This is a genomic window from Pelagimonas sp. (genome assembly GCF_050633425.1).
Taxonomy (GTDB): Bacteria; Pseudomonadota; Alphaproteobacteria; order Rhodobacterales; family Rhodobacteraceae; genus Pelagimonas.
In genome coordinates this window covers 40,686-56,223 of record NZ_JBOEGM010000024.1, presented here as the reverse complement: position 1 = coordinate 56,223, position 15,538 = coordinate 40,686, and the positions used below count along the sequence as shown (strand labels likewise).

General features: G+C 55.2%; 12 protein-coding genes. 3 read left to right on the top strand and 9 right to left on the bottom strand.

The genetic code is table 11. The features are described 5' to 3' along the window. Positions 1–6: 6 nt before the first annotated feature. Complete coding sequence (locus ACRBB0_RS20265; protein WP_431376281.1) at positions 7–2,262, bottom strand: penicillin-binding transpeptidase domain-containing protein; 2,256 nt, start codon at positions 2,260–2,262, stop codon at positions 7–9. Positions 2,263–2,555: 293 nt separating this feature from the next. On the opposite strand from ACRBB0_RS20265, the gene ACRBB0_RS20260 reads away from it, so the two are divergent. Further along, positions 2,556–6,305, top strand: coding sequence for a hypothetical protein (locus tag ACRBB0_RS20260; protein ID WP_431376280.1), 3,750 nt, complete (start codon positions 2,556–2,558; stop codon positions 6,303–6,305). Positions 6,306–7,121: 816 nt separating this feature from the next. On the opposite strand, the gene ACRBB0_RS20255 is transcribed toward ACRBB0_RS20260, so the two are convergent. The 3 genes from ACRBB0_RS20255 to ACRBB0_RS20245 are packed head-to-tail and all read right to left on the bottom strand — an operon-like array spanning position 7,122 to position 9,414. Further along, on the bottom strand, positions 7,122–8,093 hold the full coding sequence (locus ACRBB0_RS20255; protein WP_431376279.1) for a glutathione S-transferase family protein: 972 nt from the start codon (positions 8,091–8,093) through the stop codon (positions 7,122–7,124). A 12-nt stretch (positions 8,094–8,105) separates the two neighbouring features. After that, positions 8,106–8,933 carry a 4,5-DOPA dioxygenase extradiol gene (gene ygiD / locus ACRBB0_RS20250; protein WP_431376278.1) on the bottom strand — a complete coding sequence of 276 codons (828 nt, stop codon included), beginning with the start codon at positions 8,931–8,933 and terminating at the stop codon, positions 8,106–8,108. Positions 8,934–8,991: 58 nt separating this feature from the next. Next, positions 8,992–9,414, bottom strand: coding sequence for a DoxX family protein (locus ACRBB0_RS20245; protein WP_431376277.1), 423 nt, complete (start codon positions 9,412–9,414; stop codon positions 8,992–8,994). Positions 9,415–9,567: 153 nt separating this feature from the next. Here ACRBB0_RS20245 and ACRBB0_RS20240 point away from each other — a divergent pair, with 153 nt between their 5' ends. Beyond that, positions 9,568–10,464 (top strand): LysR family transcriptional regulator, encoded by an 897-nt coding sequence (locus tag ACRBB0_RS20240; protein WP_431376276.1) that lies wholly within the window; start codon positions 9,568–9,570, stop codon positions 10,462–10,464. Positions 10,465–11,016: 552 nt separating this feature from the next. Here ACRBB0_RS20240 and nusB read toward each other — a convergent pair. The 4 genes from nusB to ACRBB0_RS20220 all read right to left on the bottom strand — a co-directional run bounded on the left by nusB (position 11,017) and on the right by ACRBB0_RS20220 (position 13,578). Continuing rightward, positions 11,017–11,502, bottom strand: coding sequence for a transcription antitermination factor NusB (gene nusB / locus ACRBB0_RS20235; protein ID WP_431376275.1), 486 nt, complete (start codon positions 11,500–11,502; stop codon positions 11,017–11,019). Next, positions 11,499–12,050, bottom strand: a complete 552-nt coding sequence (locus ACRBB0_RS20230; protein ID WP_431376274.1) for a 6,7-dimethyl-8-ribityllumazine synthase — start codon at positions 12,048–12,050, stop codon at positions 11,499–11,501. Before ACRBB0_RS20230 ends, nusB begins: the two co-directional genes overlap by 4 nt. Then, entirely contained in the window at positions 12,050–13,177 is a 1,128-nt protein-coding gene (gene ribB / locus ACRBB0_RS20225) for a 3,4-dihydroxy-2-butanone-4-phosphate synthase (protein WP_431376273.1), read from the bottom strand. The genes ACRBB0_RS20230 and ribB overlap by 1 nt, the downstream gene beginning before the upstream one ends. 86 nt (positions 13,178–13,263) lie before the next feature. Continuing rightward, entirely contained in the window at positions 13,264–13,578 is a 315-nt protein-coding gene (locus ACRBB0_RS20220) for a hypothetical protein (RefSeq protein ID WP_431376272.1), read from the bottom strand. A gap of 183 nt (positions 13,579–13,761) precedes the next feature. On the opposite strand from ACRBB0_RS20220, the gene ACRBB0_RS20215 reads away from it, so the two are divergent. Continuing rightward, a complete protein-coding gene (locus ACRBB0_RS20215) occupies positions 13,762–14,637 on the top strand; it encodes a hypothetical protein (RefSeq protein WP_431376271.1) in 876 nt (291 codons plus the stop codon). Between the two features lie 7 nt (positions 14,638–14,644). Here ACRBB0_RS20215 and rlmB read toward each other — a convergent pair whose 3' ends face one another. Next, on the bottom strand, positions 14,645–15,424 hold the full coding sequence (rlmB, locus tag ACRBB0_RS20210; protein WP_431376270.1) for a 23S rRNA (guanosine(2251)-2'-O)-methyltransferase RlmB: 780 nt from the start codon (positions 15,422–15,424) through the stop codon (positions 14,645–14,647). Between the last annotated feature and the right edge of the window lie 114 nt (positions 15,425–15,538).

Genomic DNA, 15,538 nt, shown 5'->3' with positions numbered 1-15,538 from the left:
CTCCGGTTACTGGATTGATTTTGTCAGGGAGTGAGCCGTCAATTTGGCCAGGTCACTGCCAAAGATATCTTTGCCAAGCGGGATGTCGGCATCGGGCGAGCCAAGTGCGCCATAGGCAAAGTGCCAATGTCCTTTGCACAAAGCGCCAAGAACAAGCAGGCGGTCGCGGGCCAGACCAGTGGTACCGTCAGCGGTTCCGCTTTTCCCGACCAGGGTCTGATCGCAATCCTGCGCCGCAAGGATCGGTTTGGCGGCTCGAACCGTGCCGTAGGACACAGGGGCCGAAAGGATGCGGGTACTGGCAGCCAGCATATTGCCCGAATAGTCTTGGGTCAGGTCGAGACGTTCATCGCTATCCGGCCCAAAAACAGGCTTGCCGCTGACAATGGCCGCCATGCCACGGATCAATTGGTCGGGGGTCACCGTGGCCAGGTTACCGATGATCACACCGCGGCGCAGGTCTTCACCAAGGCGATGCGTCACTTCAAATCCGAACTGTTCAAGCCAGGCGTTGAATTCGGCATCTGCGATTTGGCGCAGCCCCCAATAGAAGGCAAGGTTAGACGAACTAGCCAAGGCATCTGAAAGGGATACCCAGCTGCTGTCATCCGAACACTTGCCGCCCTTATACCCCTGGTCGCTGAGATGAGGCACCTGTTCGCGGCACAACCGGGTCAGGCCATGTTTGACAAACAGTGGCACCATTAGCGCTTTGACTGTCGAGGCCTTGGCGCGACGCGATGGCCCGGAGACTTCCAGAACCCCACCATCGGACTGATAGACACCGCGCACCGAAATTTTGCCATCGGGTTTCAGAACAGCGACCATTTGGCCGAAATTGATGGTTTCCCCAAGACAGGTGTCATCACCGGGAGCGCATAGGCCCGGCGAAAGGCGAGGAGCGATGCTTTCATTCAAATTGCGCTCGAGCATCTCGATGAGCTGTTTTTGCACCTGCGGATCGATCGCGGTGACAATCCGGCCATCCGCAATGGTTTCGGTCTTGGCTTCCCGCGCCCAAAGGTAGGCCATCGCACCGGGCAGCTTGGAGGCGGCGCTGTTACCAGAGGTTCGGATGGATTGAGCGCTTGGCAAAGGCAGCACATCCAGCACCGCGCGATGGGCCTCCAGCTCTGACCCGTCGTACAATTTGGACAGGCAGCGCTCTTCAGCACGGTCAATGGTGTCAGCCCATTGGTTTGTGTAGGCCGCCATGTGGACAGGCTCGGCCTTGGGCCCTGGCACTTTCAGCGGTGACTTTCGAAAGCCGGACAACTGGCAACGCTCTGCCGGTATCAGCTCTTCAAGGCTTTCCTTGCCAAAAAGCTTGGCGCAATGATCACCCGCAAGGGCGATGAACCCGCCAGTGCCCGGCATGCCCTGCGCACAGATCAATTGGCCCGTGACAAACAAAGCCTTGTCTTCATAACTATAGAAATCGCGCGCCGTGATCGCTGGCACGCGGTAAAAGCGGTTCGCGATCTTGTCATAGGTTCCGGGCGACGTCATGCCCACCACTTGTTCAACGGTGGTCTCCTCAAGCCCGCTCCCGCCGACTTTGATGCCCTGGGTCACCCAATAATAAGGAATACGGGCAGTCCCAGGCACAGAGATGGAAAGCACCACACCAGGCCCACCAAGCGGGCCTTCCGCGGGCTCTTCGAAAGGTGCCTGCGCCAAAGCCCCTGTCAGTGTCGGCTGTAGAGAGCGGTAATCACGGTTCGGACAGCCGGGCTTGGCCGATGTTGTCCCCAGCACTGTGCCGTCTTCTGACACAATGCGGATGTCCTTGGCACACTCCATGTTTTCCTGAAGAGTCGCGGCCATGGCGGGTACTGGCAACATTTTATAGACAACGCGGGCCACAGCGTTCACTTGTTCAGGCACAACAAAAGAACTGGTGACAGCCGCAGCAGAGGTGGCGACAAAGAAAAGAGCAGCTGTCGCCACGCGGGATCCATCAAAGCTCAATCCGATCTTAACAAACGGTTGTGCCTTGGTGTTGCCATTCGCGGCTCTGGCTTTTTGAGGTTTGTTGCCGTTCGCGGCGCGACGGGTTGATGCAGAACCTTGCTTTCGACCAAACCCAGTCGCGGTCGATTTCAACGCGGCCAGCAGACTCGACTGACTTTTCTTAAACTCCAGGGCACCGCGTTCAAAATCTTCAATATCGCTGATGGAATCCGGTCGAAGAAGAATCTTATCGATGCCATCTTCACGTGCGGCTTCGCGGTAACCGTTTTGGTGGGTCTGTTCAGACATGGCTTCCTCCGGGCAGTGGTGAGGAAACAATGAGCACGAATCTCAGGGATCGTTCGTGAGTTAGAAAGAAATTAACCGTACGGAATTTCTGGAGCGAATTAAGATCTCAGTAACCAATTTGGATTTCGAGAGAAGGCAAGAGGTTTCTCATGAAATTGGACGTAAGAAAGTGTTTATCCGAAAAAATGAGCAATCAAGTCGCAGTCTTCTCATATTTTAGCGCTTTTGTTGTCAGAGCGACCTACCTAAAGTGGCAATCATTTACCATTTCCACGTAAAGACGAAGGTTCCGAATGCCGAAGCATCCCTTGAATTCCATTGAAGGTCTCGACCTGGCATGGCGGTCGTTTTTGGAAAATGGGGTTGAATGGGAATTTGTTCCAATTGACGGTCTCACGCATCAGGTGCGATGGCCCAAAAAGCAGATGTCTCTTGACAATGAGGCCTCGGTCCCGGTCTTGGCGCGTCATCCCCGTCGGATGGTGCTCTTTCACTGTCTGAAATCTCTCTTGGGTGACGCAGGTCAGCCATGTAGCGACGCGACACTGCAAGAAAAGCTGAAACCATTTGTGGATGCCCTACAGGACGACACAGACGAAGGTCGAAAGGTCGGTAAACTCACCAGTTATTTTAATAAGCTGAAATTGACCCACGAACTGCCCGGTGCCGAACAACAAAGAACCATGCCAGTTTGGCTGGCTATCGAAAAGGCGATGATCCAGTTGCTGGCCAAGCGGCGGGATGTCGCTCAAGATTGGTCGACCGTCTTTGAAAGTATACAGTTCAAAGGCACCTCCGCGGTGCTCGAACTCGAGAGCTTTCTTATGGGCAAGCCGGTTAAGAAAGTTGCCCCTCATAAAAACAAGAAATCCGCGCCTCGGGCCTTTGTCTACCAGAATTTTATGCTCAACGAACGGCGAGTTTTGTTTGAAAAGGTGGAGGGCTTCGCCCTGGCGCCAGAGCTCGAACAGCATGCGGTGCCGGTTTTCAATGTTTATCATTCAGGGCGATGGCGGGACGGCACCGCTTTTAGCGAAACGCTGGAAGATAAGCTAAACACAAAGTTAAAGTCCCAAGGGCGCTACCACACCCAAAACGGCGTCGCAGTATTGCGGATCGCGTTATCAGGGTACGCTCAGCAAGCAGAGCCGGGAAAGCCGGTTGCGCCCACACGATCTTTCGACGACATCCTTCTGACTTTGGCCGCGGGTGTGGGTGTCGACGAAACACATTGCGAAATCTATAAACGTAGTTACGATGCCGCGCGTCTTGTGCGTGAAATCCAGCTGGTTCTCGCCAAAAAACCTCATGTCCTGATCTTCGACGGATATTATGACGCGCTCGATACGTCTATCTGGGATGAGGACTCCATTGGGCGCGACTTGTTGCGCACTATTCGTGACGATCATTTCAGTTCCCTGATCCTGAGACTGGTCGACCCTCCGATCAGCGACACCCTAAAGGGCAACGGCCAGGATGGCACCACGGGTGACCAGTTCCTCGACCTCAAGCAATATCAGCGTAACCGCATTGTTGTGGTCTCAAACCGGCCGACCGGTCATTTTCGCCGCGAACAAAAACGCGCTGTTCTCCAAGTTCTCGAAGCCGAGATCGCGAAGCCGTCCGAGGCTGAGATTCGCCAGATTCTAGATCTGTGCCCATTGATCTATCGCGATGTGTTTAAGGACCTGATGGAAGCTCATGACTCAGAAGTCCGCGATAATGCCGATGAGACTCTCTTTGATGCAGTGGACCTTTATCTGCGTCTTGACGAAGGGCTGAGCCCCGAAAACCCAGCCGAGGCTGCAGAGGCGGTTTGGTCGCTTTTGGAAAACATGGATGAAGAGCTAGCACACGAGCATTCACCGATGCTTGCTATTGTTGAGCGCATCCTCCAGAGAATTTCAGAAACTTCAGCCCTCGCGCTGCAAACCATCCTAATGCTCGCTCAGGTGCCTTGTGGCCTCAAGGCACATAGTTTGGCCCGCATCTGCCGGCGCTTGCGTGCAATGACATCGCCAAATCTCGACGAATCCGAATTGACGGTTCTGACAGATGCCGAGGCGCTCAAAGAGTTTTTTGAAAACATCGAAGCTAGCACTGGGGGCATGATCCGCCCGACCCTGAACGACGGGTTTCCAACCTACGACAAGGCCCCGCCGATTTTTGAGACATTGGCATTAGAAAGCGACGCCCCCTGGTTACAAGGTCAAAGCGATGTCGCTTTCGAATTTGCCGACCCAATGTTCAAAGAAGCGGTCATCAAGCTGATCGCCGCAGGGCGGTTTCATACCGGAATTCACGATTTCGAGATCGTGCATCGGTCGCTGTTCGAAGAAGCCATCAGTCAGCAAACCCACGCGCTGCGGAATTTCGGAAGCGATCATGTCCCGAATGTTCGTGCCTTTCGCCGCATTTTCAGCGCGGTCTATCATGGGCTTCTCAGTCTGCCTCTGAAACGCAGCAAATTCGGGGTACGTGTCAAAAAGACCCCCGTGATGGCGAGTTGCTACTTTGAAGGTCCCGAAAACCCTCGCGAGCTTTATGTCTGGATCTACCAGTTCTTGTTTCGCCGGATTGTTGAGCGTCCCCCGGCCTGGAACCTGGCCCGCCATTACGCACGGGACAGTCTCAAGCGGGATATTCTAGCCTTGTTTGATCAACCTTGGCTGTTGAATCCATACTATGATGTTGAAAGCGACGATCATGAATCCGTCTCGTTGATCAAAGCTGAATTTCGGTTCCAGCCCAAGATCATTGAGGACTTCCTGATCAATCAAGGCCATGCGGCCATGGCACTCAACCAAAGCGACGAAGCCGCGCGCGTTATCCAACGTATCCAATCGATCCCAACTCGCAGCGTTGAAGAGTCACTGCGTCGCAAGGCACCTGCGTTTCAGCTGCGTCACCTCAAGGATGAGTTCAACATCTCCCTCCTTGATGAAACCATCGACAGCGAAACGGGATGGGAAAGACTGTGGACCTGCCTCGACGAGTTGCCTGCCGCAGGACAGAAGCTCCGCGACGTGATCGAAGCCCAACGCGACGTAGCAGCGGACAGGTATTTCAGTCTGGTCCAGTCCGGCGAGGCCTCCCAACGCAGCCCCGATACTGAGACGTTTCGGGAATGTGCGATCACGATCTTGACCTACTTTGACGACGTTGCTGATCCGATCGACCTGGCAGTAAATTTTGCGGATGCCTTGTATCGGATCAGTGAAAGAGTGGCCATTGATGCGGATTTCCTACGCGCCCGCCCATACAAGGGTTTATTGCTGAAACAAAAGCGCCGCGTCGGGGACCAGCTGACCGAGCTCGAGATCCGCTATGCAGGCGACGATCAAAAAATCAAGGACCCTTTGCGCTTGTTCTGCGAATCGCTGTCCATCTATAAGATCGCCGAAGCTCTCCGTATGGAGGTGTTTCGCCGCGAGCCCGACGGGCAAAGGTTCTTTCATTCCGGCCATGCCGGACGGTCCTGCATCCGAACGTGCCTGATCCTTGAAAGAGCGGCGCGGCGCAAGCGTATCAGTCACCAGGTTGGAAAAGAGAAGCCTGCCGGCCTTCTTCTCGGGTCCTTTTCTCGCGAGGCGCGCTGGGTCAGTGACAAATTGTCGAAACACTTGTTTCGCTATTCGCGCGAACGTGCAAGCCTGATGATCTTGGAAGCCTCGGTCTTACGAATTATGAGCCAGCCACTGGATTATAATTCGGAAACCCCGCAGGATCTCGAGTTGCACCGACAAGCTCTTTTGGACGCACGCAGGTATCTGTCGTATGCCGAAACAAATATCATCGGTCTGGATCGCAGCAACCGCGCCAGGATGCGACTGGCCTTGGAACGAATGAAGAATAGCAAGGCTATGGCGTGTCTGGCCACAGACAACACAGAACGCAAGAAATTTGTCGACTACACGAGATACGACATGGATAGCTTGGAAGAAAAGGCCGAATTGGCCAACCTTGATACGTGGTTCGCCATTTCGGCAATCCAAAGGATCAAGATTGAGGAGTCGTTTCGAAAGCTAAACGTTCAATGGTAGCACGACGCATTGGTCCCTTGGGAACACAACACCACGAAGTTTGCGATGACGCCAGATCACCTTTTTCGTTCGTATTCGGTCGGCCTCACAGCTTGTGGTAACAGTGGACGGGGCCCCATTAAGACCGCCCAACCTAAATGCACCATGTTGATCATCATTGTGAATCTAAACATGAGTGCGACAAAACTGGCTTCTAAACCGATGGCAATTGCAACATATCTGCGCTGATGTAGGTCCTCTTCGAATTTGGGATACCAAAGGTGATGCTCAACTACGCTCGGCACAAGATCAATACTTCACCGCAGCTTTGGTACGCCCGATGTGTCCACCTCGAAATCGAACGGCAACGCTAGTCAGGCCATTTGGGTAGGACCCATGGACTTGCCGACTTGGGTACGCGACGTGGTGCTAAGGTTCAGCTATAGGTGGGCATGAATGTCCGCTTGAATAAACTACGGGCAAAAATTTTTGCACACGCGGCGAATGTCGGCAATCCGCCCATCGTAGTCAAATTGCGCTTTGCACGAGTGGCTTGTAAGGGCTGAAAGCAGCCACTGGGCAGCGTTGATCACACATGATTTCGCCGCAGGTGTGCTGCCGCATCGCCGCAAGGCGGCTTGGAGCCCATGTGTCCGCCGTTCTGCATTGCGGCAGATGTCTGCTTCGGAGAATAGAACGAAAGACCTTGAATTTCTGGTCCATTGCACCAGAGTTCGTATCACCTTGTTAGCTACAATGGTGCCTGGGCAGGGTTCTTGGAACATCGCTGGTCAATCATCCCTCATTTGTGTCGCGAACGATGAACCATTGCCCCCTTCACGCCGCCCGCGCTGTGGCCAGCAGCTTTGCGATATGCGCAGGCCCTGTGGGACGAATGCCAAGCGGGTTCAGCGCTTTGATCGAATAGTAGCCCTGGGTGATGTGGTCCATGTTCACGGTGTCGATGACGCCGGGCAAGTTGAGGATGCGTTCCATATATGTGGACAGTTTGGGATAATCTGCGATGCGCAGACGGTTGGTTTTGAACAGCCCGTGATAGGCGGCATCAAACCGGATCAAGGTCACGAACACGCGGATGTCGGTTTCGGTCAAACGATCGCCGAAAAGGTATTCGCCTTGCAACAGGGACTCCAGCCGGTCGAGCGTGTCGAAAATGCCGGTGGTCGCCTCATCATAGGCCTCCTGCGAGGTTGCGAAACCTGCGCGGTAAACACCGTTGTTCAGCTTCTCGTAAATCGGCTCGTTCAGCGCCTCGATCTGGTCGGCGAGATCGTCTGGACACAGGCGCAGGTCAGACGGAACCAACCCCTCAAACGCCGTGTCCAACATGCGCAGAATATCGGCGCTTTCGTTGTTCACCATGACGTTTTGCTTCATGTCCCACAGGACGGGCACCGTCGCGCGACCGGTGAAATTCGGATCAGCCTGCGTATAGATCTGGTGCATATAGCTGGCCCCAAACAGCGGGTCATCATCGGCACCGGGATATCCGCCAAAGCGCCACCCTTGGTCGGTCAGAGTGGGGTTCACCACAGTGATTGGCAGGATGTCCTCAAGCCCTTTCAGTTTGCGCGCGATCAAGGTGCGTGATGCCCATGGGCAGATCAGCGCAACGTAAAGACGATAACGTCCTGCCTCGGCCTTAAAGCCCCCTTCGCCTGTTGGGCCTGCGCTGCCGTCAGGTGTGATCCAATTGCGAAAGGAAGAAACCTGACGCAGAAAGCGCCCGTTTTCATCCGCGTTCTGTACCGGTTGCCAATTCTCAACCCATGTACCGTTCACAAGCATCGTTTCATTCCTTCACATCGCGTGGAAAACAAAGGAGCGCATCGAAAGCGTTCCAAGATCAAAACTGTTATTCATAAAAGTCAGCTGGTCGCGCGCATCCGAAGCCCCCGCAATGGTCAGCGTCGGGATATAGTGATCCAGCGTCGGGTGCGCCTTGTGCAATAGCGCGCCAAGCTGCGGTCGGTTTGTCAGGGCACCAAAATCGCGCTCGGACAGGCGATCAGTAAACAGCGTGTCAAATTCGGTGGCCCAGTCTTTTGGCCGCCCCTGTGCCCAATCCAACGCCCGCAAATTATGCACCACATTGCCAGAGCCAAGGATCAACACGCCACGATCGCGCAAATCTGACAGCAGCTGTCCTGTTTCAAGATGCCAGTTCAGACCTTTTGTCATGTCGATGGACAGCTGAAACACCGGCACATCCGCATCTGGGTAAAGGTATTTCAGAACCGTCCAAGCCCCGTGATCAAGCCCCCAAGTGTCGTCCTCTTGCGCGTGATGGCTGGCCAACAATGAGACCACCTCGCGCGCCAATTGCGGGTTTCCGTGGGCGGGGTAAGTTTCATTGTACAACGCTTGTGGAAAGCCGCCAAAGTCGTGGATCGTTCGCGGCATGGCTGAAACGTCAACCAACGTGGAACCGCGTGTCATCCAATGGGCCGAAACCACCAATATCGCCTGTGGGCGGGGCAGCGCGCGGCCAAGATTGATCCAGCTGCGGCTATATTCAGTGTCCTCGATGGCATTCATCGGCGATCCATGCCCCAAAAAGACAAGAGGCATACGGTCGCTCGCTTTGAGGCTGCTTTTCAACTGCTGAAGGGACTGGGTCACGCTCATTGGGACTCTCCTAGACTGGTCAAAGGCCACCGAAGTGGCCTTTGAGGGATCATGTTAATCAGGCGTATTGACCCAGAACTTTTTCAATGACGGGGAGTTTCAACGCGTAGGTTCCGCTGCCCAGCAAGGCCACGACGCCTTGTGCGACGGCCCAGAACAGTGGGAATTCCCAGCCGCCACCTGCGCTACTGAACATCCAGCCATTGCCGGAATGCACCCATACAGCACCCAAAAGAACCGGCAGGACGGCCAGTGATATCAGCCGCGTTGCGACGCCAAGGATCAGTGCTGCGCCGCCAGCCAACTCGGCCAGAATGGTCAGATAGGCCACGATAGCGGGCAGGCCCAGACTTTCGAAGTAACCGACGGTGCCGGGCACGGTGAAGACCATAACTTTGGTTAGCCCATGGGCGATAAACGTGATGCCGGTCGCGACACGCAAAACAGTCGCGGCATAGGGAGCGGTTTTTTGGTCAATCATTTCAAGTCTCCTTCTCGGGGTTCAGGCTGGCAGCTCGATCTGAGCCGTCTCGTCCTTTTGAGAAGACATTAGGCCTTGCAGACCATCAACAGAATGGCGACTTTGTGGAATGACTTTCCACATTTTGTTCCTTATCGAAAGGGGACGTCTTTCATGGATATCGTCGATGGGCTCCGCGCCTTTGTGGCCACAGCGCAGACCGGCTCTTTCACGGCAGCGGCCGATCAGATGGGCATTTCAAACCGGCTAACGTCGAAATACGTGGCCGAGCTTGAGGCCCGTCTTGGTGTTCGCCTGTTACAACGCACCACCCGCAAAGTGGGTCTGACCCCCGCCGGCGAAGATCTTTTGGCGCGCGCCCCGGCCCTGTTGGACGAGCTTGACGATCTGCTGACCGAAGCGGGCGAAGGCTCGCGCGGGTTCACGGGCACCATCCGGGTGTCCGCCCCGGTGACCTTCGGCGAGATTTATGTGGCTGGAATGCTCGGCCGGTTTGGTACGGAACATCCGAACCTGCGGATAGACTTGCGGCTTAGCGATCGTTATGTCGACTTGGCGCGCGACGGGATTGATCTGGCATTTCGCATTGGTGTGACCCAGACCTTGTCCGTCAAAGCGCGCAAGCTGGGGATGCTGGAAATCATGGCTGCGGCTTCGCCCAGCTATCTGGCGGTCCACGGAGAACCCAGCCAGCCGCACGAGCTAAGCGACCATGCGTGCATCGTGGACACCAACCGCCAAGCCACACACAAATGGGGGTTCTTTAAGGGCGGGGAAGACCACAGCGCCTCGACCGCCGGGCGGTATATGGTGAACTCGGCTCATGCCGCCTGCGAGCTGGCGTTGGACGGGCATGGCATTGTCTATGGGCCGAAGTTCTCACTATCGGCGGCAATTGATGCTGGACGTTTGAAACGCCTCTTTCCCGGTTTCGAGGGCGAGACCCTTCCCGTCAGTGCCGCCTATCTTGAGGGGCGGACCTTGCCGCGCAAACTGCGCGCGCTGATCGACTTTGCGCACAGCGACATCCGTCGTTCGGGGCTTTTGTAGGTCATAAAAGTATGAACCTACAACCGTGCTTCAATCCGTCGTTCGCGCTCGATGGTAGAAATTCGACAGTCATGTTTTCACCTGACATGTTTGGGTACGTGCGCTTGTTAAATTAGGGAAATGTAGACATTCAACGCTCTCGTCAGAACGGCTGCTTCGTCCGCCCTCGGGACTTCCGCCTACACCTGAACGAAAGTCTGCTTCGGGCTGAAAGTAGCCATCGCCTAAACTATGTCGGCGTTCGGAACTGGGGGATTTGCGACGCTTACAACACGTATTCCGAAGGCGTCTCTTGGAATTAACCAACCCTACCCGAATTTAATCAAAAACCGTCGGCATATGAACTCTCAAGTGCCGATCCTCCCCCAAATTGTTCGAAGCTTCGATGGAATCGGACAGATTGGTATAAAGAGGTTTTATCTGAGCCATCAAAGCTGCGGGGCAATCTCCCCTAACCCTTCGGTGTTTTGTACAAATTGCCCTGTTGCAACAAAAGCGCCCGGTCCGTTACCGGCACCGAGCGCTCTGAAACTTGACAAGATTACGAGGTGTTTAAAACGCCTCGGGTTTGGCTTCCCGCGCCATATGATCAAGCACCGCATTGACGAATTTGCTCTCTTTCCCATCCGGGAAAAACGCCTCAGCTACGCTGACAAATTCAGAAATAACCACCTTGGGCGGTGTGTCCAGCGCCACCATTTCCGCGCCAGCAGACCGGAACAGCGCCCGCATTGTTGTGTCGATCCGGTTCAGCGGCCATTTGGCGACAAGGGCGCGATCTGTCATCTGATCAATCTTGGCCTGATAGCTCACGGCGTTCTCCAACAGGTTGGAAAACAGGGAAATATCGCCCTCAAGCATATCAACCCCGGCTTCGAGTTCAGCTCCAAATCGGTGGTCGATAAATTCTTGCCGAACCTTGTCCAGGCCCTGTTCAGACTGTTCCATCTGGAACAAAGCTTGCACAGCAAAGAGCCGCGATGCGGATTTCATTTTGCGTTTCTGGTTCCCAGAAAGATTGTCACCGATTTGGCTCATGCGAGGTCAGGTCCTTTGGCAGCGCCCGCGATTTTATACTCATCAGTGGTGGGCTTAAAACCCACCCCCTTGCGCGGACCGCCCCACTTACGAGCAAGCGCAACCAAATGCAAGGCCGCCGCCGCCGCACCGCCGCCTTTATTTTGCTCAGCGACCTCGGCGCGAATCCGCGCTTGTTCATAGTTTTCAACGGTTAAGATGCCATTGCCGATGCAAAGCCCCTGCAGCCCAAGCAGCGTAATTCCGCGCGAACTGTCGTTGCAAACCGTGTCGTAATGGGTGGTTTCGCCGCGGATCACACAGCCAAGCGCGACATAGCCGTCAAAGTTGCTCATCCGCTCCGCAATCCCGATCGCTGTTGGTATCTCCAACGCCCCCGGCACTTCGACCAGCTCCCAAGTACCGCCGGACGCTTCGATCTCGGCTTTGGCCCCGGCGACCTGCTCATCCGCAATGTCTTTGTAATAGGGCGAGGTGACGATCAGAATTTTGACCGGCTTGTCAAATTCGGCCCGCGGCATGACATGGTGATTGATTGACGCGGCCATTAGCCCAGCTCCGAAATCTTGCGAGTTCCAACAATTTCAAGGCCATAGGCCTCAAGCCCAACGACCTTTGGAACCTTGGAGTTGGTCAGCAATGTCAGTTTGGACAGGCCCAATGACGACAGGATCTGCGCGCCCAGTCCGTATTGGCGCAAGGTTTTGGGCGACACGCCCTCCCCCAGATCAAGCTTCATCGATGTATCACGCAACAAGACAACAACGCCGCGCCCTTCCTTGGCGACTTCGGCCATCGCGTGCTCAAATTCATGGGCACGCTCTTTGGGGCCGGTGCCGATCATATCCAGCATCGGATCCATCGCATGCATGCGCACCAAAACCGGATCATCACCGGAAAGATCGCCTTTTGTCAGGACGATATGCTCATCCCCATGCGTCTCATCGGTGTAAATACGCATATTCCATTCGCCGCCAAATTCGCTTTGAATGACCTCTTCGTTGCGCACTTTGACAAGGTTATCATTGCGGCGGCGATAAGCGATCAAATCGGAGATCGTGCCAATTTTCAGACCATGGCGTTGTGAAAAGGCAACCAGCTCAGGAAGACGCGACATGGTGCCATCTTCGTTCATGACCTCACAGATCACCCCGGCCGCATTCAACCCCGCCAGACGGCTCACATCGACGGCGGCTTCTGTATGGCCAGCGCGCACAAGAACACCACCCGCTTTGGCGCGCAGTGGGAACACGTGCCCCGGCGTGGCAATGTCAGCGGCCCCTTTTGACGCATCAATTGCGACCGCAACAGTGCGTGCCCGGTCGGCCGCCGAAATGCCTGTGGTCACGCCTTCGCGCGCTTCGATTGAGGTTGTGAACGCAGTTTCATGACGCGAGGAATTGTTGGTCGACATCAACGGCAGACCCAGCTCTTCGATCCGCTCACCGGTCATGGCAAGGCAAATCAAACCGCGGCCATAAAGCGCCATGAAATTGATCGCATCCGGGGTCGCCCATTGCGCCGGGATCACCAGATCGCCTTCATTTTCGCGATCTTCATGGTCGACCAAAATGAACATGCGCCCGTTGCGCGCGTCTTCGATGATCTCTTCGACCGAAGAAATGGCATCTTTCCAGTCGTCTTCAACTGGACCCGGTTTTTCGTAGTCAGCCATGTTGCCTCCTGAATGTCACCCGCGCAGATACCGCGCAGAGCCGATTTTGACCAGAAGAAACGTCGCGACACGAGTGGTGCAAAAGTCTAGTCAATAATGTCTTCGATAAAGTCGAAGGCCTCTTTGAAGAAGGAACGCCCCAGGCTTTTGGGCTTTTTCTTCTTTTTGCCTTTGCGTTTCGGCTCATCCCGACGGGCGGACCGCATATCGCCGCCAACACCAAACGCGGCTTCTTGTTTGGATTTCTTAGATTTTTTGACCTTATGGGGCCTGTCATCAAGCTTTTTGATATTCTGCAAAGGTGCTCCACATGAGCCGCAGACCAATTCATGACGTGCTTTATCCATAATCAGCGCGGCGCGGGCCCCGCAATAACAACATGTCGCGATCTTTTGGGTCATATGCACCTTGCCTCAGTCACCTATCCTCAGTCTCGGGTTTCATATGGGGCTGAAACGCTAATTTTTAAGCCCCTGCGACAAGAGATTGCGGCGCGCGCCCTGCCCGCCCATGTTCGCCTAAAAACGGCTGCCTTTGGGACAAGATATGATAGCATGATGTAAACAATTGGTGAGGATTTGGTCATGAGCAGCCAAGAAGACGGCCTTCCGTTTCGACTTAGCCTAGAGGCGGCCAACCGCACGGTTGGCGTGATCTCACTGTGTTTGCCGTTTGGCTTGCTTGGGGTGTCTCAACTTGGGCATATCTGCCCGGATCTCGACTCGCTCAGTCACTATTTTTATGCGCCAATCGGCGGTGAGCTTTTTGTTGGGGCGCTGTTTATCATCGGGCTGCTTTTGACCTTCTTTTACAAGTTACCAACCGATGACAAAGGAAACCTATTATCGGTTGAGGCCTATCGAGGGCATTACAAACGCGACATCTGGTTTGTCCGCTTTGCGGGTATCTGCGCCTTTGGCGTTGCGTTGTTCCCAACAGACGGTGCGGGGTGCGAGGCCTATGCCTCCCAAAGCGCGCGGGTCTTTCTTAGCGGGATTTCGGGGGGGAATCTGCCGCCTGACCTGCCCATTGATGGCATTGCTGGCTTCGATCTCTGGGCCACTCTGGGGCTGCCGGACGGCTGGTGGGGAGTGTTGCACTATGGGGCTGCGGGTGGGCTTTTCGCGGTGCTGGCCTATTTTGCCTTTAGCGTGTTTCCACGTCCTCAGACCAAAGACACCTGCGCGCCCAAGCGATACAGCCGGAAATGGTGGCGAAATGGCATCTATCGAGGCTGCGGCTGTTTGATCTTGATCAGCATGGCAGGGCTGATTTGGCAGATGCGTCATGTGCCCGGCACCCAAGAGCAAATCGCCTGGGACGCCAAGAACCTGACATTTTGGTTTGAAACACTTGGGCTTGTGGCCTTCGGACTAAGCTGGTGCGTCAAAGGGCGGTTGTTTGGGCTGATGCGCGACCCCGGAGATGTTTCCCCCAAGGTCGCAGCGTGCCGTCTGTGAGCGCCGGTTAAGGCCGCGCGGCGTATAGGGCAACTGCGGCGGCGTTCGACACATTGAGGGATCCAAATTCACCGGCAAAGTCGATCTTGACCAGACGATCGACAGTTTCCTTGGTCTTCTCCCGCAAGCCCGGCCCTTCGGCACCAAGCACCAAAGCCACTGGCATGTCACGGCGACCGTCCAAAGCCTGTTCAATGGTTTGATCCGCCTCACCATCAAGGCCAAGCACCAAGAACCCCATTTTCTGCAACTCAAGGATCGTGTCAGACAGGTTTCGCATCCGCAGATAAGGCTGACGTTCCAGTGCGCCAGAGGCGGTTTTTGCCAAGGCCCCGGTTTCGGGCGCGGAGTGGTGGCGTGTGCCAATCACCGCCTGCGCGCCAAACACCTCTGCCGACCGTAAAATCGCGCCAACATTGTGCGGATCGGTCACCCGATCCAGCAAAACCAACCGCAACGCATCAGCCCCACTGGGTATCGCCACCTCTTCGAGCGGCCCCCAATTGAGCGGCTTCACCTCAAGCGCGGCCCCCTGATGCACCGATTGCGGATCAAGCGGAGCTTTGAACCGGCGCGGATCATGGATTTCGGGCTCGACCCCTGATTCCTTAATGGCATCATCAAGCTTGCTGGCCGCGTTCGGTGTCAGAATCAGCCGCAATTTTTCCCGTTTAGGGTTAACAAGCGCGTCGCGCACCGCGTGTAAGCCGAACAGCCAGACGGTTTGCGCCGCCGCAGCCCGTTTTGCTTGTTCTTTTTCAATCACCCATTTCGGTTTTTCTGACATGACACGCGCCTTTTTCTGCTTGAATGCCTCCTTGCACCCATGTCGTGCGCTTGCCAAGAGATTTTCCTGTTGACGGCGCTTTTGCACGGCTGTAATCCCCCCCTCACGCCGACG

Coding starts and splice junctions, on each gene's coding strand:
- ACRBB0_RS20265 (WP_431376281.1), bottom strand. CDS start 2,262: ATGTCTGAACAGACCCACCAAAACGGTTACCGCGAAGCCGCACGTGAA.
- ACRBB0_RS20260 (WP_431376280.1), top strand. CDS start 2,556: ATGCCGAAGCATCCCTTGAATTCCATTGAAGGTCTCGACCTGGCATGG.
- ACRBB0_RS20255 (WP_431376279.1), bottom strand. CDS start 8,093: ATGCTTGTGAACGGTACATGGGTTGAGAATTGGCAACCGGTACAGAAC.
- ygiD (WP_431376278.1), bottom strand. CDS start 8,933: ATGAGCGTGACCCAGTCCCTTCAGCAGTTGAAAAGCAGCCTCAAAGCG.
- ACRBB0_RS20245 (WP_431376277.1), bottom strand. CDS start 9,414: ATGATTGACCAAAAAACCGCTCCCTATGCCGCGACTGTTTTGCGTGTC.
- ACRBB0_RS20240 (WP_431376276.1), top strand. CDS start 9,568: ATGGATATCGTCGATGGGCTCCGCGCCTTTGTGGCCACAGCGCAGACC.
- nusB (WP_431376275.1), bottom strand. CDS start 11,502: ATGAGCCAAATCGGTGACAATCTTTCTGGGAACCAGAAACGCAAAATG.
- ACRBB0_RS20230 (WP_431376274.1), bottom strand. CDS start 12,050: ATGGCCGCGTCAATCAATCACCATGTCATGCCGCGGGCCGAATTTGAC.
- ribB (WP_431376273.1), bottom strand. CDS start 13,177: ATGGCTGACTACGAAAAACCGGGTCCAGTTGAAGACGACTGGAAAGAT.
- ACRBB0_RS20220 (WP_431376272.1), bottom strand. CDS start 13,578: ATGACCCAAAAGATCGCGACATGTTGTTATTGCGGGGCCCGCGCCGCG.
- ACRBB0_RS20215 (WP_431376271.1), top strand. CDS start 13,762: ATGAGCAGCCAAGAAGACGGCCTTCCGTTTCGACTTAGCCTAGAGGCG.
- rlmB (WP_431376270.1), bottom strand. CDS start 15,424: ATGTCAGAAAAACCGAAATGGGTGATTGAAAAAGAACAAGCAAAACGG.